The following is a 26,536-nucleotide window of genomic DNA, read 5'->3' on the forward strand; positions in this document are numbered from 1 at the left end:
TATAGTGCCCCTACTCTGAAGACCTGGGGGAATACTTGATATAGATGAGTATGGGGTGCTTTTTCTCTCGAATTACTTACCTTTTAAAACAACATCTTCTGATTTGTCATTCCATTTAACAGTTAAAATCAAATGTTTAGATTTCATTATACCTTCACTAGCGTCAACCTTTACTTTCTCTTTAAAATTCCCTTCTTCATTTAACCTTGCGTCTCTCACTGCAATTCCATTTTGATTATTTGAAGTGTCTAAATTAATTCCAAAATCCCCTACGTTTTCTACCTTACCACCTAGATAATTTAAGTTAATTTGAGCTGTTTCTTTACTATTTTCAACGGGATATAACGTAATAGTAGCTGACCAGCTTTGAGTTTCACCTGAAAACTCTAAAGGATCCCCAGCTTTACTTTGACATCCAACTAATGAAACAAAAAAGAAAAGACTAAATAAAGCAATACAAAACTTTCTCATCCTCGTCCTCCATGTAAACAGCATAATGTCATTTTTACTAACTTATATTTTATTGAAATATATCCTTAGTCAACTTGCCGTTAGTTTAAACAATGAAAGGTCTCCCAGAAATAATTCTGAGAGACTAGTAAAAAAATTAACCTGTGAAAAAACTTACAACACCTATCAGCACAAAAAATATGAGAATTGCAGATAGAATGAGTACAACTGTAAAGATAGGTTTATACTTTGCTCTATTTTCTTGATTACTTATCTTATTATGTAAATCATCTAACTTTCTTTCAATTTCATCCAGACGTTTTTCAGTGTTAATATCCATCACCTCCTACCTTTTATACGAATTACTTCTCTAAAATCTTCCTAATTACTGTATTTTAAAGAATATATATGTAAAAATGCTTTAAATTGTGTGTATAGTTAGTTACCAAAATCCTCTTTTCCCATAGTAAACGTTCATTAAAAAACAAAAATCTTAATCTAAATCAAAAGTGAAATGGACTTACTTGTTTGATAATAAACGAAATAATAAACGAAACAGCAATTGTTGCCGCTAGCTGCTTTGGAGTTTTGTAAAAGACTACGCATAAAACAGCATACATAATGAATTCTTCAATATAGTTTACATGTATATAAAATATTCCAACCGCTAAAGAAAGACTTAACAATAACCCCATAGGCAAAGCTGGTAATATCCAAGCCAGACGTAAATTATTTTTAGCCACCCATACAATAGCTGCTAAAAACGGAGACGCTAGTGCGATACTTCCCCACAGTAAAAAATAACTAGTTGGAAAAAATCCAAATAAAAAAGCGGAATATATATAATAGCCTGTTAGCATCCCTATAAAGAACATGAATGTATTAAGAGCCGCACTAATTTTGGTTTTACTATACGCAGCTATAAGGGTAGCAATCAGTACCCAAATCCCTGTCCTTGAACACAAATATCCAAAATACGGTATAATATTCATCCGCCAACTTCCATCAACACCTGCAACAGTATCTAAATATTTGGCTACTATCCCCAAAGCTGTGCCGAAGACTAAATATATAATAGAAAATGCAAGTTTGTTTGTAGACTTAAATATTCCAATAGTAAACTCCCCCTAACCAAAGCAAACCTATTAAATTGTTTTAACTCTTTCGTCCAAAAGCTTTTGTATCAATATTTTTGTCATCTAGGAAACTCTCTATCTTTTTCTGCTCTCTTCCATTTACACTTTTATTTTTATTCATAAGTGACTCAATTTCTGTTTCAGAAAAATCTCCTTCACTCATATGCTCAACCATGTCATCGATTGCTTGATCCAGTTCATCCAAAATTTGATTGGAACCCATAATATAGCGGCTAATTCTCTCTGAATCTTTTTTATATCCTTCTGGTAAAGTATTGTGCGAAATATAGGTGGAAAAGTTATGATCATTTTCTCTGACCAGATCGTTTAGTTGTTCGAGTTTTTTCGCTTCAGCTTTAGTTAGCTGTTGATCAGAATCCATAATTTCTTCAAATTGGTCACTGATATTGGATAAATCTTCGCTAGTATCTAAGTATGTCTTTATACTTTCTTTCATTTCCTTTTCATCAATTACAGCATTATTTTTCGATGAACTAAATATGGAAGTTGGTAATACAATTTTTCCACTAGCTTCTTTTGTACTTTCCTGATAAGAACAAGCGCCTAATAAAAAAATAATTATTAAGCTAAAACAAAGTTTTTTCAATTCAAACGCTCCCTTTAACAATGTATTGGTTCCATTAATTTACATAGAAAATTTTAACATTAAAATCCTCTTAGGACTATACATCTAGAGGCGTATATTGGAAAAGTCCCCTCACCTAATTAAATATAGCAAAAAATGTTAAGAACAAAGATTTGTTTGCTGTTATAGTGAACGTAAGGTAGGTGAATGTAAATGAATTATGTAACTTGTATACAGAGAACGCTGGATTACATTGAGGAGAATTTGGAGACACAAATCACTTTAGAAAAGTTAGCAGAAATTGCCTGTTTTTCTCCTTTTCATTATCACCGTGTCTTCCAAGCCATGGTTGGAGAATCAGTGATGGATTATGTGAGGAAACGAAGACTTACGCGCGCAGCAGAACGCTTATTTTTCACAGATGAAAAAGTCATTGATATCGCACTTGATGTTGGTTTCCACTATCAAGAGTCTTTTAACAGAGCGTTCAAAAAATTTTATGATGTTTCACCGAAACAATACCGTAACGCAAGAAGAATATCTGGACCGCTGCGAGGAAAAGCCTACCTAAATACTGCAATTTTGTCAGGAGGAAATAAGATGGAACCAAAACTAGTCACTAAACCTGCTTTTTATGTCATTGGATATGAGCTAAAAACAAAGAACGAGGGTGGCCAGAATAATAAAGACATTCCTGAATTTTGGCAACAGTACATGCAAAATGGATTAGGCTCTAGAATACCCCATCCCATAAACAAAAACGTGGAGCTTGGTATTTGCACTGACTTTAATCCTGAAACGGGTGAGTTTGTTTATGTAATTGGTATGGAAGTTGAGAAAGACACTCCAGCACCTGAAGGAACAGTTTACAAAAGCTTCCCTGAACTAGAATATGCCGTATTTACTACACCAAAATCAAATGAAGAATCTTTTACTTCTTCCATTCAGTCCACGTGGAATTATGTTTTTACAGAATGGTTCCCTGAATCGGGTTATGAACACTACGGATCAATGGAATTTGAACTGTACGACAAAAGATGTTATGGCTCAGAAAATAAAGAGATTGACATCTACATTCCGGTAAAAAAACAGGCTGTTAAGGCGTAAAAGAGAAAAGCATTCCAAGTAGAAATTCACTTATAATGCTGAACATATTCCTATACAAAAGCCCAATCTCTAAGCACTTATATTTAAGAGAGGGCTTTTTATTCTTTTGCATTGGGAATTTTGGAATCAGCCAATTTGAATATTCCCTTCATTTTTAGTTATCATAATGTACGATATCGGCAATAAAAACATCAGATATACAGAGAAATACGATGTGCTTTTCTCTCCAATTACTTAATTCTTAAAACAATATCTTCTGATCTGTCACTGGATATAAGGTAATACTAGCTAACCCGCTTTGATCTTCTTCTAAAAACTCTAAAGAATCCTCGGCTTTATTTTGACATTCAACTAATACGACAAAAAAGAAAACAAAATTAGATACATTTACTATCACTTTATTTTATGTATTTTCCTCACGTGCATATTTTTTACATTTTATAGGAATGATAACGTTACTCGTTGTATAACAAATATTCACTCATATAAAAGGTGGTAAAACGTGCGACAAAGATATCTTCTGAAAAGCTCTAATAAAGAAAAGACAACAGATTGTTCAGCAACTCCCTTATATGATGATGTAAATAAAAATATAGAGAGACTATTGAACGAATTAGGAAATAGCTCCGATGTATTGGTTCGAATGGTTGAGTCTCCGTATCAAAACACGTTAAAAGCAGCCGTTATTCACCTTGACGGATTAGCAGATGAAAACATTATAAATGAGAATATCATGACTCCTCTTATTCAGTGGCTTAAGGAAAGTAATCAAGTAGTAACCGCCAAAGAGATAGAAGCACAAATACCCCAGATGTTAACTGTATCTCAATTGACTATAAAAGAGAATTGGCATGAATTTATGTCAGCCGTTTTAACTGGTGATACAGTCATACTACTGAATGGAAGTTCTAGAATTTTCATTGGCAATACAAAAAAACTTCAGTCCCGCGCAGTAACAGAACCAACCAGTCAAACGGTTGTTAGAGGACCTAAAGATAGTTTCACAGAGAATTTAAGGACGAATACTTCTTTAATACGAGCTAGAATTCAGGATTCTAATTTACGCTTAGACAGCATGAAAATTGGAAGCGTAACCCAAACAGATATAGGGATCATGTATATTCAAGGGAATGCAGATGAACGTATTGTAGAGGAAGTCAAAGAACGTTTAAAAGAGATTAAGGTAGATGGGGTCCTCGAGTCGAACTATATTGAGGAATTTATCCGGGATGATAGGACGACTATTTTTCCACTTCTATTAAATACGGAACGACCTGATGCCGTTGTAGGAAATTTATTAGAAGGTCGAATTGCTATTATTGTACAAGGAACACCTTTTGTATTAATCGCACCTGCTATTTTTTCTCAATTTTTTCAGTCTCCCGAAGATTATTATCAAAATTATTATATTGCTTCCTTTTTAAGGATACTAAGATTTGGTTCTTTTTTTCTGTCTATGTATGCGTCTGCTATCTATTTAGCATTGATTACGCATCATCAGGGACTTATTCCAAACACATTAATGGTCAGTTTAATGGCGCAAAGAGAAAGAGTTCCTTTTCCAGCAATTGTAGAAATGGTAGTGATGGAATTAGCTTTTGAGATGTTGCGAGAAGCAGGAATCCGAATGCCTAGAGCAATCGGACCAGCAGTCTCAATCGTAGGAGCGCTGATTTTAGGACAAGCAGCTGTAGAAGCAGGTTTTGTATCGGCGGCTGTTGTGATCATTGTTGCTATTTCTGCCATCAGCAATTTTACACTGCCATCTACTAGCATTGTCAATGCGGCCCGTGGTTTTCGGTTTATCTTGATTCTAATTTCAGCATTTATTGGCTTATATGGAATTTTGCTTATGACCTTATGTATATGGCTTCATATAAGTAGTCTAAGATCTTTCGGTATCCCCTACTTTTCACCTTTTGCTCCCTTTGATTTTAAAAAGCAAAAGGATACTTTAGTTCGATTCTCTTTACCATCTCTGTTGAAAAAACATCAAAATAAATAGACGTCATATAAAGATGAATGAGGATAGAAAATGAAAACTTATCTTTCGCTTTTATGGATCGCTGCCATTTGTTTATGCGTTTCAGGATGTTCGAATTACCGAGAATTAAACCAAATAGGAGTTATTATAGGATTGGGAATTGATAAGAATGAAAATTTGGAACAACCTTATAAAGTAACCTATCAGGTCATTAACCCAAGTGGTTTGTCACAAGGCAGTTCGTCGGGAGGACAAGGTCTTCCTGTCATTAACTATACAGTAACGGCCAAAACGTTAGTGGAAGCATTAAAAAAAGCCTCTGTCGTCATCCCAAGAGAACATATTACTTCTCATCTTTCGCTTATCGTTGTAGGTGAAAAGTTAGCAAGAAATGACCTTAGCTCATTATTTGATGCCTTGGATCGAGGCAAGCAAGCTCGTACAAGTATTCCAGTTTTTATTGCACGTGATGGAACTGCTGAGAAATTGCTTGGTGTGATTGAACCTTTCGAGGTTACTCCAGTCAAAAGTATCCTAAGTACAACCCAGAACAATCAAAAAATGTACGGAATAGTTAGTAATGTACAAGCATATGAAGTTATTTCTATGCTTTTGAGTGAGGGAAAAGACCTATCTCTTCCTGGAATCACCATTAACAAACCCTCTCAGAAGTCAGAAGAAGCAGGCAATTTAGAGAATACCAGCCCAAGCGCTATGCAGGTAAAAGGATTAGCTATGTTTAGAAAAGGGAAATTAGTTCAATGGCTGGATGGGGATGAAGCTCGATCTGTTCAACTTGCTACGTCTAAAGTGAAGAGCACGGCCCTTGTTTTCCCTTGTAATATAAATGAGAATATCACAGTTACGACGACCGGAATAAAAAGTCAAATAAAGACAAAAATCCGCCATGGACAACCTTTTATTCATACAGATTTGAATGTGATGGGAGAAATTACGGAAACATCATGCCAGAAAGATTTAAGCAACCCTAAGGTCTTAAAAGAGTTGGAAAAAGAAGTCCAAAATGAACTGCAAAAGGAAATTACAAAGACTATTACCATCGCACAAAAAGAAAAGGCAGATATATTTGGCTTTGGTGATAGCTTATCTCGAACCAACCCTAGTTATTGGCGTCAGCATAAACAGAATTGGAAGAATCTATTTTCAAGTGCGAAGGTATCGATGAATGTGAACGTCAGTATCGTAAATACCGGAATGCGTACAAATCCTTATGAGGTAAATTAGATGAGGAGCTGAAAAAGCGTTGACTAAAATAAAAATCGATGGATTTCAATTATTTTGTATGATGTTTATCTTTATATTGGGCAGTACGTTACTTTTAGATATAGGAAAGGCTGCTAGGCAAGATGCATGGATAGTCCCCCTTTTGGCTACTTTTTTTGGGTGTGTACTGTATTTAGTCTATATCTCCTTATATAAGAGATACCCTAATATGCCTTTGACTGGCTATCTCATTAAAATCTGGGGTAAATACGTAGGCGGTGCTATTAGCTTTTGCTATATTATATATTTTGTTTATATTGCTTCTAGAGTACTACGTGATTTTGAAGAATTACTAATTAGTTCTTCTTACTATGTTACATCGATTATTACGCTGGGCATATGTATGACCTTTGTGTTAATTTATAGTATTCACTTAGGAATAGAAGCATTCGCACGAGTTACATGCTTATGTTTTGTTGTTATTTTACTGACTCTTTTTATATTAAATGTTTTGTATGTAGTAGGAGGCTATATCAAGGTGGAAAACCTTCAACCCGTATTAGCAAATGGATGGGGAAACATAGGGAAAGAGTTAGTCCCTCTTGGTATTACTGTGCCTTTCGGGGAATTGATTACCTTTACTATGATTCTTCCTTATTTGAATAAAAAAAGTCAGGCTGCAGCAATTGGACTATCCGCCATTATAACAGGAGGAATTGTCTTAACCATTAATTCGATTATTCTTTTGTGTGTACTCGGACCAGAGACTGTTTTAAGATCCTCTTTCCCGGCTCTTACAGCTGTGAGTTACATTAACATAGCTAGTTTTATTCAAAGGCTGGATACCTTTATTCTTATTCTCATGGTCATTTTAGGTTTTGTTAAAATAACCATCTATTTCTTTTGTGCAGTGATTGGCGCGGCTGATTTGTTTCGAATGAAATCTTCTGTTACAAACATTTATTTAATTGGCGGTGTTATTTTTTTCTCCTCACTGATGATTGCTCCTAGTTACCAAGCTCATATAAATGAAGGACTCAAAATTGTTCCTTATTTATTGCACCTCCCTTTTCATATAGCAATTCCCATCTTATTGCTGATTACAGCATATATAAAACAAAAAATAAAGCCTGCCCTTTCATGACAAGGGAGGCTATTGTTTTTTTAACACAGGAAAAATGCTAACAGTAACGAACAACAAAGCAAATAAAATAATCAAAAAATAATCTTCCCCACGTGCAATTATAAAATATTGTTTTATATTATAAAGCGATTGAAACATATAGTTTCCCTGAAAAGCGTCAATGAACGCAATAAGAACATAAGCACCCAACGTAATACATAAGGATGGAATTATTTTAGCCATTATATCAGCCTCACCTTTTTCTTTTAAATTGCGGTAAATACTATAAAAATATACAAGGCGTCCATGAGATTTAATACTATTTATTAAATAATTGATCTTCTGCAAAGCAATCTGTTATAAAAACCTTACGTAACAAGAATTGTGGACAATGATTTCCAAGGAGCTTTGTTCATTCTAATGCACGGTTCTATTTTTATAAACTCTTGAGAAATAGTACAAGCCAAGCAGAAGTAATCCTACATTTGTATAAACATAAAAGATAAATCCATACCAAACATTCTTTTGAGCCAATGAATCAAAAACGTAGTGCAATAAGTGGTATAGCGCTACATAGATTAAACAAAGACTCCAGAAAATATTTTCTTCTCTAGAATAAATCTCTCTTAGTAATAAAAGAATGATCCACCAAAACACAAGTATGGATAATGTACTGAGTAAGTTAATTGGATAAGTCTTATAGTAAAAAGAATACGCGCTGCTATAAAATAAAAGCATCGATAGTAACAACATGAATAGTGGCTTTCTAGAGTGTTTATTGGTGATAAAAAAGTACAAGCCAATTAAAATGGCCATAAAAAAATAAATGTAATTCAACAAATTCTCCATCTCAAACCTCAACATTTTTATAATTTAATACTATGATATTTACGTTTCTCATAAAATCTTTTATGTAGTGGGTCAAAAACACAGCATCTTATGCTTCCTTGCCTCTTTTATGTGTACAATACCCAAAGATAGCAATTCCAAAAGAAACTCCAAAAGCGGTTGAAAATGCTGTTAAAAGATCAGAATTAGAGGTAAACAGAATATTAATCATTAAGTTTCCTCCGAAGAAGATTAAAAAATATACAAAGAATTTCAAAATAACTTTTTTCAAGAACTACCCTACTTTCATAGATGTCGTTTAAATTGACTGCTGATTCAACACAGATTTTAAAAACCACGAAATTATAAATATATCCAATATAAGATTATATTACCATATATTTTTACTGGCCATAAAAAAGAACCTCTTTAAAATAGAGGTTCTTTTTTATAACAGATAAGATATTTAGTTACGGTAATGACAAGAATTAAAATGTCATTCGCAAGTTTTAATTTAATAAAGATAGTTCTCTTACTACCTATAGCTTCTCTACCAATTCATCAACACGGACACAAGTGAATCCTTTTGTTTTCACTGTTTTTAATACATCTCTTAACGCATTAATTGTGTTTCTCGGAGCTTCAGATTCCGCCCCGAGCGTATCTCCGCAGTCGTGCAGCAAAATGACGTCCCCGCCTTTTATATTTGCTAGGCGTTGTTTAATCTTTTCGCTTCCGCCAGAGGTTCGCCAATCTTCCGCCATGATTGACCATAGAATAATCTTATATTTACCTCTTCTAATAAAATCGAAAAGGTTGAGCATTCCCCAAGGCGGGCGATAATAAATAGGTGTGACTCCAGTGATAGATTTAATTACCTTGGCTGTATTCTTAAGTCCTTTTCGAACTTTCCAAGGCGACATAAACCAGTTGGAGTGATGTGCGTAGTTATGAATTCCGATTAAGTGGCCTTCATTATGCATGCGCTGAATTAGTTCAGGATACTTTTCTGCTTTGGTACCAACCACAAAAAAGGTTGCCTTCACTTCATTTTTCTTCAGTAAATCAAGAAGTATCGGGGTATAAACAGGATTCGGACCATCATCAAACGTAAAAGCAATTTTGGATAAATCCCTTCCTCTTTTAATTACGTTCACTCCTAGGCTACGTGATAGGAAATACGGAATAACGGTGTATAACAAAATAAAAAAAATAATAGCAGAAATCATAAAGCCCATACTATATACTCACCTCTATCTCTTCTTGCTTTTGTATCGTTCTACCACTTGTTGCGTTGAGTAATGAACCGCGTCTTGCTTCTCCGACAATGACACGGAGAGCGTCTATGGATGATGTTTTAGTTTGGTATTTTTTCATTCTTTGTTTCATCCAGCTTAAAGGTGCTGAATCGTGGACCAGATTTTCGACCCGCGCAATCAACTCTTCTTCTGTTTTTACAGAAAGTGCGAATCCTGAACGACATAAATACTCTGCATTGTCTTCTTCTTGTCCTGGTAACGAATGATAAAGCAGTATTGGTAAACCCATCGCCATTGCCTCAGAGGTTGTCACTCCCCCCGGCTTGCTGATCATTAAATCTGAAATAGCCATTAATTCTTCAATACTTTCACAGTATCCCAAAATTCTCACGTCATGCTTTGAGTCTTTTAATTCCCACTCTAATTGTGTTTTTAACTTCTTGTTTTTACCGCATACTATAAAAAGTTGAATCGGTGTAGAGATGGACTCTAAGGCCTTAAAGGTTGAAATCCCTTTTCCAAAAAATCCGTCGCCCCCTCCCATGATAAGCAAGGTGAACATATTTGGATTGATCATATATTTATCTAAGAGAAGATCCTTTGGAAGAACATCTATAAATCTTTTCCGTACAGGTATTCCAGTGTTTTTAATTTTATCTGCCTCTACCCCTAACGCAATTAATTGATCACGCAATCGCGCAGACCCTACCACATATTGATCTGTAGAGCGATGAATCCAATAAGAATGATCCGTATAATCTGTGATGATGGTTACCGCTGGAATATCAATTAACCCTTGCTCTTTTAATTTCGATATAATTCCTGCAGCAAATGGATAGGTACTAACCACTACTTTCGGTTTTATTTCCTGTATGATTTTAAGCACGGTTTGCATACCCGACAAAAAGATCGAATTTAACTTAACAGAAAAAGAACTTTTCACACGAGTTTTTTCATACAAAAAGCTATACACTTGTGGAAACTTCTTAATGCTTTTCTTATAAATATAATGGCTGATTGGATAAAGGTTGGGATGAACCCACTCCATAATATCAATGGTAATAGGCTCAGCATCAGCAACCATATTACTTACTGCCTCACTTATCGCATTTGCCACTTGTTTATGTCCTTCTCCAAACGTAGCGGAAAGAATTAAGTATTTATCCTGTTCACGGTTATTCATGACTTTTCCCTCCTTGTAGTTTGTATGTTTTTGCTGTGGGGTAAAACTTAGACTTTTCGGCACATCTTTTTGTTCTTTTGTTTAGGCGATTAAAGAATTGCTCTGCTGATAAAAAATTAATAATGGGTACTTCCCCTTTTTAATCGATTTGTAGGGTATATCTTTTCTTTTTTTTCGTTACATAGATTGTTTGGGAACTCCTTACACTATTTATTAGAAAAACAAACAGTCTTAAGTTGAGCTTTCAAATAGCACATTTTCAGTCTACGTTTTGTAATTAAAAATAGGCTAAAAATAACATTAAAAATTAATGAAAAATCCAGTTTTTTTAATAAATAGTGCTACATTAAAAAAAGCAAAGGTGAAATTAACCTTTTCCCTCCTCTTATTTTCAATCAAATCCAAGCATATTTGAGTTATTCGCCGTGCTTTAGGCAAATACATATTATGAAAGAAGGACAAACCATGGATTTTATCACATCTTATATAAATCAATACGGATATATCGTGCTGTTTCTGGCATTGATGCTGGAACTTCTTGCTCTTCCTCTTCCAGGGGAGCTGCTCATGGGCTACGCTGGGGTTCTTGCTTTTCAAGGACATTTAAGCTGGGTGGGAAGTATCCTGGTGGCTGGTATGGGGAGTATGGTTGGAATGACCATAGCTTACGGGGTAGGCTATAAGTTAGGGACTCCTTTTTTTGATAAATACGGAAAAGCCCTTCATATGGGGCCAGAGCGAATTGAAAGAATGTCAAAATGGTTTAGTGTACATGGAAACAAGCTGTTGATTATTGCTTATTTCCTCCCGGTTATTAGACATATTACAGGATATTTTTCAGGAATTACTCGGCTTCCCTTTCGTACGTATGCACTGTACGCCTATAGTGGCTCATTTCTTTGGGTCACCACATTTATTACTCTAGGAAAGTTATTAGGACCTCAGTGGGAACAGTTTCATCATGCTATCAAGAAGTATTTTGTCATTGGGATGATTGTAGCTGTATGTTTGTTCGTTGCTATTTACATTTATAAAAAGTTCAAAGTAACGATTAAAAAGATAGCAGTTAATTGCCTCAAGTGGATAGTAAACGTATTTCATACGCGGAAACGGGCAGGTCTTGTTTTTATATTTACAGCATTAGTTACATTAGGATTTATTCTGCTTATGATTGGAATGACGCAAGACTTTATCGAAAACGAGTTTGGGGATTTTAACAAATTAACGAGTTTATTAATAACAGCCCTTTTTAATAAAGATTGGAATGTACCAATGCGGGTATTTTTCATGCTAGGATCTAAGAAAGTTCTGGTAGCATTGATTTTCTTTACACTTGTATGGATTTTATGGAAAGGCAGAGATAAAAAAATTGAATTGTTATCTCTGGTAGTTGCTGCAGGCGGCGGAGAACTATACGAAGAAAGCCTGAGACGAATGTTCCACCATTTCTCCCCTATTAGAAAATCGTTGATAGAACAGCTTTCATACACCTTTCCAAGCGAGCAGTCTTTAATGGCTTTTGTTATTTATGGGTTTGCTGTATTTATGCTGGTTCGACACTCTAAAAGGTTATGGATTCCTACATTAGCACCAATAGCGGCCATTCTTATTTTATTGCTTATTGCGATTAGTCGTTTGTATCTGAGTATCCAATATCCCAGCGACATTGCAGCAGGATATGTATTTGGAGGAGTATGGCTAGGGTTAAACGTTTTACTTCTTGAAACCTTCCGTCTTATGAAAGGTATTAATCTATAAGTGATGCTGTAAAAAAATTTATTTGTGATGTTTCCCATGAGAAAAAACACCTCCAAGTGATTGCTCGGTACTCCATACCCAGTTATCAGCTTGAAAGTGTTTTTTTATTTATATAAAATCAGAGCCTGTCCAAATTATTAGAAATTACGTTTTCTTAATCTGCGAACGCTGATACTTTCTAAACTAGTCGTATTTCTATTACCTGAATTATCTTCCCATACTAAGAATCCGCCTTCTGCTCGAATAAACGTACCATTTCCATCAAGCTGTCTCCCAGCAGAAAAAACTTGAATTTTATCTCCTCTTCGAAAATTATCTACTATAGAGCGAGATTGAGATGTACGACGATCTCCACTACGACGTCTTGGCATAATTTCATCTCCTTATACATTTATAGTACACACTATAAAAAAAGCAAAAATTGGCATAAGCAAAGCGCGTAAAAGTATAAAAATATTTTATAAAATAAAAATTTGGCTATACCTGTCTTTAGTATTTCTGCAAGGTTTCTTACATTTATCCACAGTCCCATGAGACCTCTGAATCTCTTTCATCTTGTAACGTGACCTAGATTCAGTGAGTATAAAATACATAAGGGATGTTTAAGGTGTTTGATGTATATAGTCTGAGAAGTCTTCTTTTAGACATAAAAAAAGAATCCTCCATGAAAAAGAGGATTCAACAGGGTAAGTAAGAAAAAGAAATATACATGCATGTTCCTGGGGGGCTACGCTTGTATAATCAACTTATACCCGCTATTCACTGATTGAAACAGCTAAAAACATTTTATAAAAAAATTGATAGTTAACCTATTAAATTAGCCCTATAGATTCTTGAACTACTCCCCCACGGATGATAACCATCGCCTATATATGAAAAGTCATACTTTTCATAGTATCCAACGTAGTCGGTGCATAAATAAAGATTATCAAATCCGGCATTTTTCGTATCTTCTTTCAGCTTTAAAAGAAGTTGCTCACCTAAGGATTTACCTCGATAACTTTCTTCAATGTAAAGAGAACACACCCAGGGCCATAAATCCATTCGACTTATAAAATCGTTGGTGATAAGCCCTGCGCAGCCGATAATTCCTCCTTCGTCTTCTAACAGGTACCAGACTGGAAGACAACTATTTGTGTTTAAGCTATGTATAATACAGTCTTCGTAAAGCTTTAAATTCTCTTTACTCGCCCACTTACGCTGAGTATATTCAATAGCTTTGTCTTTGTACTCTACCTGTTCTCTAATATTAATAATTCGCATGACAAGGGCTCCTCTATTAAAATTAAATCCATTCTTTTGTATGTTCATAAATGAATTTGATATCGTTTTGATAATGCTCAAGATGCCCTTCGTCTATCATTTTTTGAAACGCAATATCACCTTCACTAGCTTTTCTTGTAATTGTTTTACATAACCCCTCTAATCGCAGCAATACCATTTCCAAATAACCTTCTTGTAATTCTTCGCCATAAGATTCAAAAAATAATTTCACTCTTCGCTTTCTATCTTGAGCATGCTGTGATGAATTATAATAAATTTTCTCACCTGTTTCAGAAAGATAAAATCTACTCAAAGGGACGCACGTATAAAGAGTATAAGCAATGTCCCAAAGTCTTGGCCCAGGTGCAGCAACATCAAAATCAATAATTCCTATTGGTCTCTCATCATTAAAAACAATGTTGTATATAGCAAAATCATTATGACATAGTATTTCAAATGGTTTAGGCGTGTTATCTATTGATTTCCAGCTGTCATCAAATGAAAAATCACTCACTGAATCATGATAAAGACGGAGCATTTTTCCTATTTCTATCAAAACATCATCGGACCACATATATTTCTTCAAGGGATAATTACCAGCTTCACCTTCAATAAATGACAAGACCTCTCTCCCTTTTTCGTCAATGCCTAAAAATTTTGGTGCATAAGTAAACCCCTTGTTTTCTAAATGCTTTAATAGCTTATGAAATTTATGACTATCTGATTTTAATTCTCGTCGTACGGTATTTCCCGAACGGTAAACGTTAGAAACATTCCCTCCTGTTAGTACTTCTTCTTCCTCAAAGCCTGACATATACATATTCCCCCTGAATATACCCGATTTGTCGTCAATAAGTGAAAGTGATAAAGCATTCACCATAATGAGATACCTTATTTTACTATTGATTTAGAAAAGCCCGTACTTTTCCCTTCATAGCCCATTAATGTTACTTTACATTATAAAAAAAGAATCTTCATTTGAAGATCCTTTCAGCTACTTGTTCCATATAAAAATCCGCTAAAAGATTGAAAGACCGCTACTATGTTAAATCACCAAAAGCCACCGTCTGAGTGGATAATTTGTCCGGTAATCCATTCCGCTTCTTCACTTGCTAAAAAGATAATTAATTTGGCGGCATCTCGAGGCTCACCGAGTCGACCCATTGGGAACTTAGGCAGTAAATCTTCCTTTAACTCACTCCTCATCCAGCCAGTGTTAGTTGGTCCAGGATCTACAGCATTAACAGTAATTTTAAGAGGTGCTAATTCAATAGCAACTGATTTAGTAAATGTAGAAACGGCACCTTTGGTGGCAACATAAGCCAAATTGCCAGGCTCAGGTGACTTATCTTGACCTGATACCATATTAATAATTCGACCGCCATGCTTGCCTTCGATTAGACGTGCAAACTCAACAGTTAAAAGACATGTTCCTCTAACATTCACGTTATAATGAGCGTCGAGAACATCAGCATCTATCGAACGAAAATCTACGTCTACAGAATGTGTTGCATTATTTACAAGGATTGATGGAGAACCCAGTTTGGTTTGAACTGTATCAAGCAGTTTTCTTGATGCATCGGGCTGTGATAAATCCAATTCCATCGATTCACATCGTACTCCCAGACTGCGTATCTCCTCAATCAGGTGCTTCGACCAATTAAAATCATCCTCATTACAATAATCCATTAAACGATCATAATTTGACCAATGAGTGAAAAAAATATCTGCGCCTTCTTTAGCTAACTCCCTGCATATTTCAGTACCAATACCTTTTGCCCGACTAGCACCAGTCACAATCGCAATTTTATTTATTAATCGCTTCATAAAGCATCTCCTCATTGGAACGCTGAATTTATATGCTTACCAACAGCACACGATTTCAGCAATCCTGTATATGTATATTAATCTATCAAGTTGTAATGAATGAAAAAGGTAATCAAAGTTTAAATGGTATTACAATATCTATATTCTGCACTCATAGACAGAGAATGAGATGCCTTCTCCGTAGCCATCTTTTACTTCATGAACAGTAAGATTGTTAAATCCATTAGAGCTAAGGATACGTTCAAATTCTTCTGAGCCATAAAGTCGAAGAGGGAAATCCATTATCTCCACCTTTTTTTTCTGATTTCCTTGAAGTAGCTCATATTTTATCTTAGTATTCAAAGAGCTCGCTTTTCTATCGTAGAAGCTTTTTTTGTAAACGACGATGATTTCTTTATTAAAAGATACTCTATTTGTTCCAGTCCAATCTACTAGTTCTTCAATTTCACTTTTTTTCTTTATAATCGTTAAAAGTATTTTCCCACACATCGGTTCTAATACTTTCATATTTTGGTCTTTTACAAAGGAAAGATAAAACTCCAGCTCTTTTCTCTCTGCAACGGATTTATCAACTTCGTATAACCTTGTGCAAAGCTCTCCATAGTAATCATTCATTCTCGTTTTCACCTCACATGATTAGTCTTCCATACGTGCATTCAACTTTCCTGCTCTATTCTAGTCAATATAGAACTTATTACAGATAGTAAACTCTCGGTCTCTAACAGTTTATGCTCGTCCTCTTCCCTTGGTTTTGGTTATATTTCACTTTTTGGTAAAGAGATAGGCAAAATAATCGATTCCCTAAATAAAATTCAAAAAGGAAATATTCTCATTTTAGAGAAGTGAATAAAGGGCTGCTTTTCATTTTTCTAACACTTAAAAGGAGGTACACAAATGAATGAACAAATACTAAAAATAGATAAAGTAGAGATTTGCACAGAAAGCTTTGGAAACCCCAAAAATTCTGCTGTACTTTTAATAATGGGAGCAATGTCCTCGTTAGATTGGTGGGATGAAGACTTCTGTCTTCGCCTCGCTGAAAGGGAGAGATTTGTTATTCGTTACGACCATCGTGATTTAGGCCGCTCTACCACTTATCCGCCGAGTACTTATAACTATACAATAACGGATATGGCTGATGATGCAATTGGCGTTTTAGATGCTTATTCTATAGAAAAAGCTCATATTGTTGGAATGTCGTTGGGCGGGATGATAGGTCAGATTCTTGCTCTTAGATATCCCGAACGCATAGATTCCCTTACTTTAATTGCATCAAGCATTTTTGGAACTGAGGCGGAAAAATTGCCTCCAATGGACCAGCGTATACTTGATTATCATACAAAAAGTACTTCCATAGACTGGTCAAATCAAGAGGCAACCGTTCACTACCTTGCAGGTGGATGGAAAACGTTAAGTGGAACAAAACCTTATGAAAAGGAAAGAATGTATAAGCTAGCAAAAAGAGAAGCTGCCCGCGCCAAACAGTTGCCGAGTAGATTTAATCATGCTTTACTTCAAGGAGGAGGCCAATATTATGACAGATTGAGTGAAATTAGCACACCTACGCTGATTATTCATGGAACAAAAGATCCGGCACTGCCTTATGAACATGGACTTGCGCTTGCAAAAGCTATTTCTCATGCTAAATTAATAGCTCTTGAAGGTACAGGACATGAAGTTCATAGTGAGGACTGGGACCAAATTATCGAAGCAATTGTAGGGATTAGCTCTTAAAAGTAAAAAAAGAGAAATGAAGACTTCAAAGCGCTTTTTCAAGAAAGCTTTGGGGTCTTTTCATATTTCAAAATTCCTTTCTTCTACTAGCAGTTGACAAAAACGTTTTCTATAGCAAAGGGTATTTTGTACAAAAGGACCTACATCTTTTCAAGACAGCTTATTTACGATACACTAATAATTCATGAAATATCCACATAAGGGTATTAAAGTAAGAAAATGGAGGCTTTTTATGAAATATTTTAAGGTATTTTTTTGTTTAATCTTATTACTCCTAGTAGGCATAACCGGCTGTTCTCAAAAAGAAGAAGTTACAAGCATTAATACTGTTGATGTAAAAAAGCTTAAAGAGCGTAGCGGAACTTATGTTGGAAATAATTCTAACGTGGTAGCTATCGTAAGGGACTTGCCTGGAGGAGAAACATTTAAAGAAATTGATTTACATAATAAAACGCTAAAAATAACGTATGGTACTAGAGGGGGCTCTCTTTCAGAAGATGAAACGTTAAAATATTGGTTTGACGGTAAGAATACATTGGAGAAAAACTTTCTTTACAATGCTATTTATTTAGCAATATTAGTGCCTAATGCTCAAGGTTACAGTTTTAAAGTAGACAATCAAAAATTCTCAGTATCTAGAGAAGAAATGGAACAGTTTATTTCGGACAACATTAAAATGTTACCGGATAGTCATAAATTATTTGATAAAGAAAAAGCACAGCAATTTATAGATGATAATAAAGAAAAGATAAATAAAACAGTTAAATCGGCAGCTATTCGAGAACAATTCTTTAAGAAAGTTCCTATCGTAAAAGAATAAGACCAAATAACGAGCCTTAAGTAAGGCTCGTTATTTGGTGTCTATTCACTTAAATAATCTTTTAAATTAAATAAAAGCTCCAGAAAGTCACGAATCAAGGAAATCTTTCACAGCAGTTAAGAACGCTGATAAATTCTCTGTATGCACCTCATGTCCAGCTCCTTCTATCGTCACTAACTTGCAATCTGGAATACGTTTAGAAACTTCCTGCAACTTATCTTGAGGGATATGGCTAGATCCTCCTCCTATGATGAGAGTAGGTGCAATTATCTCTGTAAGACTTCCCCACCATTTAGGCTTCGGGTTGTTCAACTGTTGAAGAATTGAAGGTACAACCTCCCAGTCAAATGGTAGAGAGCCAGGAGGTTTAGAAGGAATTTCGAACTTCTCTCCTGTAAAAGGTGGAGGTGTATCTTCAACAATTAACCGTTTTACCCTTGATGGAAATGTCTCGGAAAAAAGGTAGGAGACGGTGCCACCCATAGAGTGACCCATTAACGTAAAGCGCTCTAATTTCAGCGCATTTACAAACTGAAGCAAGTCATCACACATAAGTTCAAACGTATACGTGCCGGCTCTCTCGCTTCCACCGTGTCCTCTTTGATCTAAAGCTAAAAACCGATATTCCTTTCCTAATGCAGCCGCTACTTCGTCCCACGATTCTGCACTCATTCCTAAAGCGTGAAGTGCAACAATGACAGGTGCTGAAGCTTCGCCCGCCTCTCGATATTGAAATGTTAAACCATTTAGTTTAATTTGATTTACTCGCATTTTCAAATTAGATCAACTCCTAACTCAGATTTCACCAATTAAAATCTAGTTTATTAATGTTCATCTATATATTAGTGAAGGAATGAAGATTTCCTTCACCTCTTATCTTATTGGGAAAGATATCAGATTATTTTATGTATCCTGTGTAATTCTTTAGTCGGCATAATGTACCTAGAGTTTTTCACTTTCGGTACCTATATAATTTAAACCAAAAGTACTGCAAGCCAATTGAATAAACGATTGTAAAGGAAGAGACATAAATTTATCTTTATGCCAAAACATTTGTGTATAAAGGGTCGTATCCACTTTAGTACAAGCCAATTCTTTTAATATTCCTTTCTCAAGCTCTCCTTTTACCACTACTTCAGGCAATATCGCAATACCTAAATCCAACATCACACATTGCTTAATAGCTTCCACACTTGCAAATTCAAATTTAGTGGATGTACAAATACCCGCCTCACGAAACAAGTTTTCCAACACTACGCGATATGAACAACCTGATTCGGTATACAAGAGAGTCTCATTTTCAAGCTCTTCTAAGTAGATATCCGTTTTATCAGCTAAAGGATGCTGAGGAGAAGCAACAATTTTTAAGTCTTCTGCAACAAGACATTGTGTATGTAGATTTGCATCATGATGCTGAATAGGCTCCATTGTAAAGGCGATATCAAGAGTGCCGTCTAGTAGCTGCGCTCTTGTTTGTTCTTGAGAATAAATAGGTTTAAAAATCATTTTAACCTTAGGAAATTGATCCTTAAACTCTTTTAATATGGGAGGCAATCTATAGGTACACTGGCTTTCAGAAGATCCAATAATAAGCGTACCCGAAGGCTCCTCCACTCCACTTACAGCGTTTTTTGCTTCCTTAGTCAATTGAATCATTTTATCTGCGTATCTTTTAAATTCTCTACCTGCCTCTGTTAAAACCAAGCGTTTCCCAAGACGTTCAAATAAAGGCGTTTCAAGTTCATTTTCAAGAGCTTTTATTTGTGCGGTAACGCTTGATTGAGCAAAATTCAAAATTTTAGCCGTATATGTAAAATTTAAATTTTCTGCAGCTGTTTTAAATGTAATCAGTTGTTTTATTTCCATTTCCCTCACCTCTATGTAATCGGATATTCCGATTGATTCAATCGGAATATTCATCTGTAACGATCGTTAATTTCATTATAAAATATGGTAAATCAAACCACAACATACTAAATACAAAGTGATAAGGGGAAATCATAATGAATATAAAAAAAGAAAATACAAAGGAATCGATGAGTTTAACACAAAAAGATACGAGTAAAAAAGATTTCAAATACTACTGGAATGAAATTATTCGAGCGCTTATCGTGACTAAATAATTAGAGCCAATCAATTATATGTTGCTTAAAAAAGCTATATAAATTAAATTCACGTACAAGCGTTTCAATGTAAAAACAATAGCCCGCTAATTCTGAATACCTTCAGAGTTAGCAAGCTATTAATCTAATAAATTTATAGTCATGTTTATTCGTTTGAATCCAACCTAAACTCCGCAATGTCCTTGTCATCTTGGGAGACGATAAGCGTACCTTTTATCTAACACTTCATGGTGTGATTGAGCTTCGATATGGTATTTAGAATACCTAAACTTAATTATTAATGTTCTTGAGACAAAGCAAAATTAGAATAAATAAAAGTACTCGTGCTAATTATTATTATCCATAAATAAGCTGTTTCCTCCCATTTTTTTAGGTTTAACACGTTTTTTGTACATATGATAATGTATCAAAAACGAATAGACATATTGAAAACAAAAAAGCTACTGGTATGTGGGACAGTCTCGTCCCACATACTAGTAGCTTTTTTAATTAAAAATCGTTATATTCTTCTAAGTCATCATCGTCTAATGAGCCAGATATATTTTCTAAATCGGCAATCTTTCCTTCTTTCAGTTGGGGAACCTTTGAAGGCTCTTCTTCTTTAAAAGTATTGCTTCCTACAAAACCCGTTGTTTGGGCTAATATCTTTAATTCAGATAGTTCATTCTTGATATGTTCAAGCATTTCGTAGGTTCTTGTGTCTTCCCTTTCTTTTCTTTCAGTAGATGAATCATCTAAATCACGTAGAATTAAAGATGAAATATAATCCCCTAATTTACGCGACTTTAGCATATGTTGCAAGTATGATTATAGACTTCATCACTCAATCTGATTTGTTTTAATCGTAAAGGCATTTTGACGCTCTGACATCCTTATCACCTACGTTGTTAGGATTTAACGGCTTTCTTCTCTGCTGCTTGCTTCTTTTGAACGTAACCAATACTACGAATCTCTAAGCCAAATAAATTTAAGTGACGGCTATCTTGCAGGAACCTTATGATACTTCTCTGTACGTTCTTCGCCAATTTTTTCACGCATGCTATTCATAATCGCTACTTCTAGTGTAGGAGCGACACCTCCACTAGTATACATATTTACGCATTTTATTTGCTGGTGGTGGGGCAACATCATTTAATTTAGCCAATAAAATCTCTACATATTCTCTTAGAGAAGATTTGATTGTGAGCTGTTAAATCAATGGATTCGCCTGTGTTTTCATTTTTTAATTCAAACTTTTGTTTGCTGTAGTTATCTAAGAATAAATTGATCAAAAGCACGTAAATCGGTAAACAGCTCTGGGAATTTCTCTTTACGTAACTTATCAATATGCGCTAAATAGGGAATGCCCTCGATGCTTTGGAATGATTCACGACTATTCGCAGCCTTCAACCCTTCCGGTAAAATAACCACATCAATGGAACCACCACCGATGTCCACCATCACGGTTTCACATTCCACATACTCATTCGCATCTTCACGGTCTTGAAGCGTTAGGTCTTTCTTTAACGCAAAACGTGCGACTTTCTCCTTCTTTTAAGCAAGCACTTTCTTCCACTAGCTACTTTTAATTCGTATTTTCAAATCCAGGGGTATGCACCGTAAACGTATGGTCGCCTAAGAAAGCGATTTGCCATGGCTTTTTGCGCTGCACCAAATGTACTCTCTTTCTTAAGGAGCCAGATTGGTAGCATCGTAGAAAAATAGTCAATTTCGATGTTGTTGTCTTTTTTATCTTTTGCATGTAACGCATGGTAGTATGCAATGGCAGCTAAAAAAGTGATGTATGGAATATGACTTGTAATTTTATTATGTAATCGATTGATATGATTATTTGCTAGCTGTTGGCTTGCTGCAATGTCACCCACTAAGAAATAACGTTCTTTTTCTTCCTCTCCAATGGTTGTAGATAAGTAAGATACGCTTTTTAAATTCTTCTGGTGCTGTAACAGCATCTGTGAAGAATGAATCAGCAGCTTCTTTTTGGAGTTCTACTACGTTGGTTGGGAAATCAAATAGATATCCATCCATGATGTTCATATCAACGGAGTTTCCGCAATCTTTATTAAAACGTGAAATTTTCATTTCTATACACCTCATCTTTTAAGTTGAACTTATATTGAACTTATTATACAAGAGACAAGGGTAGATATTCAATCCTTTAGTTCAACTTATTTATCTATCAAAAACTTACACATATCAACAATTTTTTTATCTAGTTGAACTTATTTCCGGATTAGAAAAACAGTGTCAGGAAAGTTCTTTTTCGGGAATAAGAAAGTCGGAAGTAGAGATTCTGGTGAAAAAAGAGGTTGAGACAAAAGTATTTTAGATGAAGTAAAAAACGAGCTATTGATCAAGCGATTAGTAGTTTGTTTTTTTATTAAGCTAAACGCAGACTTCATTTGTTTAGGTCTTTCTAGCAGTTGATTGAAGGGGAAGACAAATACTCCTGGTGGAAAAGCGGAATGTATCAAGATAATATTTATATTCGTTAAGAGACTTAAAATCTTGTTTGACAATATTAGATAATACTCACCTTTTTTGAACTACCTTTTTCATTAATTGACTTTTATGATCTTTGTCTTTAACTATAATATAATTCTCTGTTCCTTTTACTGAATAGATTTCTGAACCAACTGTAAAATAGTTTGATTGATTATTACCCGCGGGCATTTTAGTTGCTTTGGTTTCCTTTTCTATTGTCCCTATTTGGTCTCCTATTTCTTGTGTTTGATCTAATTTATCTTCTGTTCCGTTATATTCCTTGTTTTCAACTACAACAATGATAGCAGAAGAACTCTCTGTATTCGTCCCTAAACTTTCTTGATTACATGCAGTTAGAACGATTAAATAAACTACTGACAGAAAACTAAGTGTTCTCTTCATAATAAGTGGCCTCCAGAGATCATTTATTTTCCTTACCCTTTAATTAAAATTGACATTAGAGGATATACCAAGTTCAGTGACTTATCACAATGTATTCGAAAATAAAAAATCTTAAAAGGTCTATTAAACAAATTTCTCATGATCCTCAACATAAAAATCTACATAACCGCAGCTGGAACAAACATAAGGTATTAACTCACTATAATTATGATTATTAGTTAATACGCTGCTTGGCGTTTTATTTACACCTAAACTTCCAGGTGATGATTGAATACGAGCTTTGGTTAAAGTTGAATTACATTTAGAGCACTTTTTGCTGTACATACATATCACTCCCTCTATTTCATAACATCATTTCTATTTTCTACAGTACACGCTTGTTAGCTTTAAAATTGAAAATTAGCCATATAACTTGAATAATCAAAGGGAAAATAAATGCAATCAATAAAACAATAAATGCCAACAATTTCAGCTCTAGTGTTTGGGTAACACCCGCTCCATCCACTTCTCTTGTCCAGACAACAGCTGTTCCTACGACGAAAAGTATGATCCAAATTATATTAGCTATCCACCAGGAAATCCATCGTCTTTTCACATCATCACTCCTTTCAATTTAAGCTGCATCTTTCTTTATTAATTCCCAGATAAGAGCAATGGTAGAAATAGCTCCACCTACCGCAAAGAGATAAGAAGAAAACGGTATTGTTTCATGTATGAATAAACCTCTTACTCCATAGAAACACAGGATAATAGTGCTGATTAAACCAATCATAAGCCGAATATTTTTATTAATTGTTTTCTCCCCCTTTAGGCTTCTCTTTGCACCTGATCCTTTATCATAAGTCCAAATAAAGCGAAGAAGTTCAACACAATCAGCAATCCATAATAAAAGCCAAGCCCTTCAAAAAATAAAGAAAGAATGGGAAATATTATAGTTTCAAAGCCAAACAACATAATAATAAGTCCAATTCCTTTAGCGAGCTGCTTTTCATCCTTAGGTGTAAATATCTTTCCATATCCAGCAATAAAATTAGTACTACCTTTTTTCCATACACGTTTCCCACTATAAATGATTAAACAGCTTACTAGACTTATAAATAATAATTTCAACACCAGACATTACACCTTCTTTACATACTTCAATTTAACATATATAGTGTATTTTACCATAATCAATAAACAAATATTATGTATTAAAGGTGGACTCACAAAATACAACACTGTAAAATATATACATACTAATTTTGGAGGTTTTTGTTTGTTAAACTTATGCTTAGAGCTGGGTGAGTAAGCTTCCTTAATGAATGTGTGCATAAAGGAAGCCCCATTTATGGAGTATAAAAAGCGGTAATTTAGCAAGTTGATAGGAGACTCTAAATGGATATCTTAATTAAACAAGAACTCACTGAAGAATATAATGAAACTGAAAAAGTTGTGAAAAGCGCTTTTTTAAATGAAGAATACAGCGATAAGAAAGAACATTTACTTGTGAAACGAATTAGGAAGTCAGATGAATTTATTCCTGAACTTTCACTAGTCGCATTAAATCCGAATGCAGCAGATATTATAGGCCATATTCTTCTATCTAAAATAACAATTATAGATGGTGATAACGCTACCGTTTCTTTAGCACTTGCTCCAGTTTCAGTTGCACCTCAGTATCAAAAACAAGGAGCTGGGAGCCAACTAATACACGCTGCGTTAAAACGCGCAAAAGAGCTTGGTTATCATTCAGTAATTGTTTTAGGGCACAAAGATTACTATCCTAAGTTTGGATTTAAACCAGCTAGCTCATGGAATATATATGCTCCATTTGACGTGCCTGAAGAATTTTTTATGGCCATAGAGTTAACAGAAGGATCTCTAAAAAATGTGCAAGGTGTTGTACATTACTCAAAATCTTTTTCAGAGTAAGCACTAAATGATTAATTAGGTTTTACGTAAAGGCTGCCTGGAAAATAATTTTATAGTATTTTCTATGGGCAGCCTCTTTTTTATTTACCTGATATTATTAAAGCGGTGGATTTTCCACACCTAAATGAACCCAATCTTCTTTTGGAGGCCCATAAACTCCAGCAGGTTTTAGGCCTGCTTGACGCATAAGAATGGTAATTTGACCTCGGTGATGAACAATATGCTTGATTAGTCCCATTAAGATTGTGGCATTTGATTGGGTTCTTCCGAACGCTTCTTGCGTGTGTTCTAAAGATTCGTCTGTCCATTGCTGTTCGATAATTTTAGCAGCATGAGAACTTACATTTTTAAAGGTTATAGCGATTTCCTGTGCTGAAGATGGAACGCTTGCTGTACTTTCAATTCTGTCTATGCTTAATCCGAATTCAGTTAGGTAATCTGGAATATTTGTTGTAAAATGCCAAGCAATTCTCCCTAACGTACGCCCTTCAGGATACACTTGTTGTTTCAACGAATCATCTGTCAAGCTATCTAAAACTTTTTGAGTCAGCATGGCTTCGTTGTTCCATTCTTTGATAAAATCTGAAATGGTATTATACATATAAAAGACCTCCCAATATAAATCTAATCTAAATCAATAACTAAATAATATCATAGAAGAAAAATAAGTTGGCTTATTTACTAAAGGAAGGAGACTTTATGTTATTTAAAGCTACCGCTCAAAAAACTGTTGTTTATCCTTTATTACTTTTAAATACTTTATTACTCATTCAAGCAGTTCAACATAAAGAACTTGCCTTTTTAAACCTTTTGGCTATCCTTTGCTTGTTTCTTTCCCTTTTTCTCCGATATGAATTTCAGATAGACAGAGATACTTTAACCTATAGAATATATATATTATGGTTTAAAGTATATGCAAAAACCGTTAAACCCAGGGACATTAAAAGAATTGTATTTAAACGGTTAAGTTGGAAATCAAAATTAGCAGTAGTAAAAGTAGAAAACGGGTGGAATATGAGAATAGCATTATTTAATCCACCAAATGTTTTTAAGGAATTAGAAACATTTGCACATGGATATGATGTAGATATTCAAAAAACAGCAGATTATTAAATTCTAGAGAAAACATCTTGAATGCCACCGCGTTTTGGATACATTAAACTCCATGTAAGTTAGGCCGTATAATCAGCGTTATTCATTTCTAATCAAGCTGCTTTTGGACCTCTCTAGCGCTACAAAGCATTAGTAAAGAGGTCCTTTCCTAAACACCTCCAAGTTAAACACTTTGTCCTCCTTCCTCACATCAACCCCAAGCCCTACATAAAAATAGG

At 34.8% G+C, this 26,536-nt stretch carries 29 protein-coding genes and 1 pseudogene; 9 read left to right on the plus strand and 21 right to left on the minus strand.

The window, feature by feature from the left end:
* Window positions 1–72 precede the first annotated feature (72 nt).
* The 4 genes from ACXAE4_RS19395 to ACXAE4_RS19410 form a co-directional block, all read right to left on the minus strand.
* The gene (locus ACXAE4_RS19395; RefSeq protein ID WP_034327810.1) at window positions 73–471 is read right to left on the minus strand and encodes a hypothetical protein; all 399 of its coding nucleotides are present in this window, start codon (window positions 469–471) and stop codon (window positions 73–75) included.
* A 136-nt stretch (window positions 472–607) separates the two neighbouring features.
* Window positions 608–790: a hypothetical protein gene (locus ACXAE4_RS19400; protein WP_014460704.1), complete on the minus strand. Its 183-nt coding sequence runs from the start codon at window positions 788–790 to the stop codon at window positions 608–610.
* Between the two features lie 163 nt (window positions 791–953).
* Window positions 954–1,442: a DUF6518 family protein gene (locus ACXAE4_RS19405; protein ID WP_098999975.1), complete on the minus strand. Its 489-nt coding sequence runs from the start codon at window positions 1,440–1,442 to the stop codon at window positions 954–956.
* Window positions 1,443–1,605: 163 nt separating this feature from the next.
* Window positions 1,606–2,193 (minus strand): NDxxF motif lipoprotein, encoded by a 588-nt coding sequence (locus tag ACXAE4_RS19410; RefSeq protein ID WP_098999976.1) that lies wholly within the window; start codon window positions 2,191–2,193, stop codon window positions 1,606–1,608.
* 192 nt (window positions 2,194–2,385) lie between these two features.
* Here ACXAE4_RS19410 and ACXAE4_RS19415 point away from each other — a divergent pair, with 192 nt between their 5' ends.
* From ACXAE4_RS19415 to ACXAE4_RS19430, 4 genes are all read left to right on the plus strand, one after another.
* The gene (locus tag ACXAE4_RS19415) at window positions 2,386–3,279 is read left to right on the plus strand and encodes an AraC family transcriptional regulator (RefSeq protein WP_098999978.1); all 894 of its coding nucleotides are present in this window, start codon (window positions 2,386–2,388) and stop codon (window positions 3,277–3,279) included.
* Between the two features lie 502 nt (window positions 3,280–3,781).
* The gene (locus ACXAE4_RS19420; RefSeq protein ID WP_098999979.1) at window positions 3,782–5,284 is read left to right on the plus strand and encodes a spore germination protein; all 1,503 of its coding nucleotides are present in this window, start codon (window positions 3,782–3,784) and stop codon (window positions 5,282–5,284) included.
* A 30-nt stretch (window positions 5,285–5,314) separates the two neighbouring features.
* Window positions 5,315–6,508 (plus strand): Ger(x)C family spore germination protein, encoded by a 1,194-nt coding sequence (locus ACXAE4_RS19425; RefSeq protein WP_154972776.1) that lies wholly within the window; start codon window positions 5,315–5,317, stop codon window positions 6,506–6,508.
* A gap of 19 nt (window positions 6,509–6,527) precedes the next feature.
* Entirely contained in the window at window positions 6,528–7,631 is a 1,104-nt protein-coding gene (locus tag ACXAE4_RS19430) for a GerAB/ArcD/ProY family transporter (RefSeq protein WP_042992203.1), read from the plus strand.
* Between the two features lie 9 nt (window positions 7,632–7,640).
* Here ACXAE4_RS19430 and ACXAE4_RS19435 read toward each other — a convergent pair whose 3' ends face one another.
* The 4 genes from ACXAE4_RS19435 to ACXAE4_RS19450 all read right to left on the minus strand — a co-directional run bounded on the left by ACXAE4_RS19435 (window position 7,641) and on the right by ACXAE4_RS19450 (window position 10,880).
* The gene (locus tag ACXAE4_RS19435; protein WP_223546499.1) at window positions 7,641–7,853 is read right to left on the minus strand and encodes a YczF family membrane protein; all 213 of its coding nucleotides are present in this window, start codon (window positions 7,851–7,853) and stop codon (window positions 7,641–7,643) included.
* A gap of 694 nt (window positions 7,854–8,547) precedes the next feature.
* Window positions 8,548–8,670, minus strand: a complete 123-nt coding sequence (locus ACXAE4_RS19440; RefSeq protein WP_255293454.1) for a hypothetical protein — start codon at window positions 8,668–8,670, stop codon at window positions 8,548–8,550.
* Window positions 8,671–8,977: 307 nt separating this feature from the next.
* A complete protein-coding gene (locus ACXAE4_RS19445) occupies window positions 8,978–9,676 on the minus strand; it encodes a polysaccharide deacetylase family protein (protein WP_098999984.1) in 699 nt (232 codons plus the stop codon).
* Between the two features lies 1 nt (window position 9,677).
* Entirely contained in the window at window positions 9,678–10,880 is a 1,203-nt protein-coding gene (locus tag ACXAE4_RS19450) for an MGDG synthase family glycosyltransferase (RefSeq protein ID WP_154972775.1), read from the minus strand.
* Window positions 10,881–11,345: 465 nt separating this feature from the next.
* Between ACXAE4_RS19450 and ACXAE4_RS19455 the strand changes: the two genes are divergently transcribed.
* Window positions 11,346–12,638 (plus strand): VTT domain-containing protein, encoded by a 1,293-nt coding sequence (locus tag ACXAE4_RS19455; protein ID WP_186806702.1) that lies wholly within the window; start codon window positions 11,346–11,348, stop codon window positions 12,636–12,638.
* Window positions 12,639–12,775: 137 nt separating this feature from the next.
* On the opposite strand, the gene ACXAE4_RS19460 is transcribed toward ACXAE4_RS19455, so the two are convergent.
* The 5 genes from ACXAE4_RS19460 to ACXAE4_RS19480 form a co-directional block, all read right to left on the minus strand.
* A complete protein-coding gene (locus ACXAE4_RS19460; RefSeq protein WP_099330817.1) occupies window positions 12,776–13,009 on the minus strand; it encodes a hypothetical protein in 234 nt (77 codons plus the stop codon).
* Between the two features lie 433 nt (window positions 13,010–13,442).
* Window positions 13,443–13,901 (minus strand): GNAT family N-acetyltransferase, encoded by a 459-nt coding sequence (locus ACXAE4_RS19465; RefSeq protein ID WP_033578571.1) that lies wholly within the window; start codon window positions 13,899–13,901, stop codon window positions 13,443–13,445.
* Between the two features lie 22 nt (window positions 13,902–13,923).
* Window positions 13,924–14,715: a phosphotransferase gene (locus tag ACXAE4_RS19470; RefSeq protein ID WP_154972773.1), complete on the minus strand. Its 792-nt coding sequence runs from the start codon at window positions 14,713–14,715 to the stop codon at window positions 13,924–13,926.
* Window positions 14,716–14,951: 236 nt separating this feature from the next.
* Window positions 14,952–15,728 carry an SDR family oxidoreductase gene (locus ACXAE4_RS19475; RefSeq protein WP_154972772.1) on the minus strand — a complete coding sequence of 259 codons (777 nt, stop codon included), beginning with the start codon at window positions 15,726–15,728 and terminating at the stop codon, window positions 14,952–14,954.
* A 138-nt stretch (window positions 15,729–15,866) separates the two neighbouring features.
* A complete protein-coding gene (locus tag ACXAE4_RS19480; protein WP_154989149.1) occupies window positions 15,867–16,343 on the minus strand; it encodes a hypothetical protein in 477 nt (158 codons plus the stop codon).
* A 279-nt stretch (window positions 16,344–16,622) separates the two neighbouring features.
* On the opposite strand from ACXAE4_RS19480, the gene mle reads away from it, so the two are divergent.
* Together mle and ACXAE4_RS19490 are read left to right on the plus strand one after the other, a co-directional pair.
* On the plus strand, window positions 16,623–17,462 hold the full coding sequence (gene mle, locus ACXAE4_RS19485; RefSeq protein WP_154972770.1) for an alpha/beta fold macrolide esterase: 840 nt from the start codon (window positions 16,623–16,625) through the stop codon (window positions 17,460–17,462).
* Between the two features lie 232 nt (window positions 17,463–17,694).
* A complete protein-coding gene (locus tag ACXAE4_RS19490) occupies window positions 17,695–18,282 on the plus strand; it encodes a DUF4825 domain-containing protein (protein WP_154972769.1) in 588 nt (195 codons plus the stop codon).
* 87 nt (window positions 18,283–18,369) lie between these two features.
* On the opposite strand, the gene ACXAE4_RS19495 is transcribed toward ACXAE4_RS19490, so the two are convergent.
* The 7 genes and pseudogenes from ACXAE4_RS19495 to ACXAE4_RS19525 all read right to left on the minus strand — a co-directional run bounded on the left by ACXAE4_RS19495 (window position 18,370) and on the right by ACXAE4_RS19525 (window position 24,404).
* A complete protein-coding gene (locus ACXAE4_RS19495) occupies window positions 18,370–19,059 on the minus strand; it encodes an alpha/beta fold hydrolase (protein ID WP_154989153.1) in 690 nt (229 codons plus the stop codon).
* Between the two features lie 165 nt (window positions 19,060–19,224).
* The gene (locus ACXAE4_RS19500; RefSeq protein WP_176551744.1) at window positions 19,225–20,148 is read right to left on the minus strand and encodes a LysR family transcriptional regulator; all 924 of its coding nucleotides are present in this window, start codon (window positions 20,146–20,148) and stop codon (window positions 19,225–19,227) included.
* A gap of 746 nt (window positions 20,149–20,894) precedes the next feature.
* Window positions 20,895–21,206 (minus strand): hypothetical protein, encoded by a 312-nt coding sequence (locus ACXAE4_RS19505; protein WP_475236691.1) that lies wholly within the window; start codon window positions 21,204–21,206, stop codon window positions 20,895–20,897.
* An 86-nt stretch (window positions 21,207–21,292) separates the two neighbouring features.
* A pseudogene (locus ACXAE4_RS19510) lies at window positions 21,293–22,487 on the minus strand (Alp7A family actin-like protein).
* 450 nt (window positions 22,488–22,937) lie between these two features.
* The gene (locus tag ACXAE4_RS19515; RefSeq protein WP_028413878.1) at window positions 22,938–23,291 is read right to left on the minus strand and encodes a hypothetical protein; all 354 of its coding nucleotides are present in this window, start codon (window positions 23,289–23,291) and stop codon (window positions 22,938–22,940) included.
* Window positions 23,292–23,655: 364 nt separating this feature from the next.
* The gene (locus ACXAE4_RS19520) at window positions 23,656–23,886 is read right to left on the minus strand and encodes a DUF3923 family protein (protein WP_028413879.1); all 231 of its coding nucleotides are present in this window, start codon (window positions 23,884–23,886) and stop codon (window positions 23,656–23,658) included.
* A gap of 212 nt (window positions 23,887–24,098) precedes the next feature.
* Entirely contained in the window at window positions 24,099–24,404 is a 306-nt protein-coding gene (locus ACXAE4_RS19525; protein WP_154989155.1) for a hypothetical protein, read from the minus strand.
* Between the two features lie 264 nt (window positions 24,405–24,668).
* Here ACXAE4_RS19525 and ACXAE4_RS19530 point away from each other — a divergent pair, with 264 nt between their 5' ends.
* Window positions 24,669–25,205, plus strand: coding sequence for a GNAT family N-acetyltransferase (locus ACXAE4_RS19530; RefSeq protein ID WP_028413882.1), 537 nt, complete (start codon window positions 24,669–24,671; stop codon window positions 25,203–25,205).
* Window positions 25,206–25,302: 97 nt separating this feature from the next.
* Here ACXAE4_RS19530 and ACXAE4_RS19535 read toward each other — a convergent pair whose 3' ends face one another.
* Window positions 25,303–25,806, minus strand: coding sequence for a DinB family protein (locus tag ACXAE4_RS19535; RefSeq protein ID WP_028413883.1), 504 nt, complete (start codon window positions 25,804–25,806; stop codon window positions 25,303–25,305).
* Window positions 25,807–25,904: 98 nt separating this feature from the next.
* On the opposite strand from ACXAE4_RS19535, the gene ACXAE4_RS19540 reads away from it, so the two are divergent.
* Complete coding sequence (locus tag ACXAE4_RS19540) at window positions 25,905–26,318, plus strand: diguanylate cyclase (protein WP_154989159.1); 414 nt, start codon at window positions 25,905–25,907, stop codon at window positions 26,316–26,318.
* The last annotated feature ends 218 nt before the right edge of the window (window positions 26,319–26,536 follow it).

It is taken from the genome of Priestia sp. ABM2_011, assembly GCF_056158845.1.

Bases quoted from the DNA above. Each gene is read 5' to 3' on its own strand.
- ACXAE4_RS19400 (WP_014460704.1), bottom strand. From the start codon at position 790: ATGGATATTAACACTGAAAAACGTCTGGATGAAATTGAAAGAAAGTTA.
- ACXAE4_RS19415 (WP_098999978.1), top strand. From the start codon at position 2,386: ATGAATTATGTAACTTGTATACAGAGAACGCTGGATTACATTGAGGAG.
- ACXAE4_RS19405 (WP_098999975.1), bottom strand. From the start codon at position 1,442: ATGAATATTATACCGTATTTTGGATATTTGTGTTCAAGGACAGGGATT.
- ACXAE4_RS19470 (WP_154972773.1), bottom strand. From the start codon at position 14,715: ATGTCAGGCTTTGAGGAAGAAGAAGTACTAACAGGAGGGAATGTTTCT.
- ACXAE4_RS19450 (WP_154972775.1), bottom strand. From the start codon at position 10,880: ATGAATAACCGTGAACAGGATAAATACTTAATTCTTTCCGCTACGTTT.
- ACXAE4_RS19535 (WP_028413883.1), bottom strand. From the start codon at position 25,806: ATGTATAATACCATTTCAGATTTTATCAAAGAATGGAACAACGAAGCC.
- ACXAE4_RS19515 (WP_028413878.1), bottom strand. From the start codon at position 23,291: ATGAAGAGAACACTTAGTTTTCTGTCAGTAGTTTATTTAATCGTTCTA.
- ACXAE4_RS19395 (WP_034327810.1), bottom strand. From the start codon at position 471: ATGAGAAAGTTTTGTATTGCTTTATTTAGTCTTTTCTTTTTTGTTTCA.
- ACXAE4_RS19480 (WP_154989149.1), bottom strand. From the start codon at position 16,343: ATGAATGATTACTATGGAGAGCTTTGCACAAGGTTATACGAAGTTGAT.
- ACXAE4_RS19540 (WP_154989159.1), top strand. From the start codon at position 25,905: ATGTTATTTAAAGCTACCGCTCAAAAAACTGTTGTTTATCCTTTATTA.
- ACXAE4_RS19490 (WP_154972769.1), top strand. From the start codon at position 17,695: ATGAAATATTTTAAGGTATTTTTTTGTTTAATCTTATTACTCCTAGTA.
- ACXAE4_RS19455 (WP_186806702.1), top strand. From the start codon at position 11,346: ATGGATTTTATCACATCTTATATAAATCAATACGGATATATCGTGCTG.
- ACXAE4_RS19530 (WP_028413882.1), top strand. From the start codon at position 24,669: ATGGATATCTTAATTAAACAAGAACTCACTGAAGAATATAATGAAACT.
- ACXAE4_RS19475 (WP_154972772.1), bottom strand. From the start codon at position 15,728: ATGAAGCGATTAATAAATAAAATTGCGATTGTGACTGGTGCTAGTCGG.
- mle (WP_154972770.1), top strand. From the start codon at position 16,623: ATGAATGAACAAATACTAAAAATAGATAAAGTAGAGATTTGCACAGAA.
- ACXAE4_RS19435 (WP_223546499.1), bottom strand. From the start codon at position 7,853: ATGGCTAAAATAATTCCATCCTTATGTATTACGTTGGGTGCTTATGTT.
- ACXAE4_RS19445 (WP_098999984.1), bottom strand. From the start codon at position 9,676: ATGGGCTTTATGATTTCTGCTATTATTTTTTTTATTTTGTTATACACC.
- ACXAE4_RS19440 (WP_255293454.1), bottom strand. From the start codon at position 8,670: ATGATTAATATTCTGTTTACCTCTAATTCTGATCTTTTAACAGCATTT.
- ACXAE4_RS19465 (WP_033578571.1), bottom strand. From the start codon at position 13,901: ATGCGAATTATTAATATTAGAGAACAGGTAGAGTACAAAGACAAAGCT.
- ACXAE4_RS19500 (WP_176551744.1), bottom strand. From the start codon at position 20,148: ATGGAAATAAAACAACTGATTACATTTAAAACAGCTGCAGAAAATTTA.
- ACXAE4_RS19460 (WP_099330817.1), bottom strand. From the start codon at position 13,009: ATGCCAAGACGTCGTAGTGGAGATCGTCGTACATCTCAATCTCGCTCT.
- ACXAE4_RS19425 (WP_154972776.1), top strand. From the start codon at position 5,315: ATGAAAACTTATCTTTCGCTTTTATGGATCGCTGCCATTTGTTTATGC.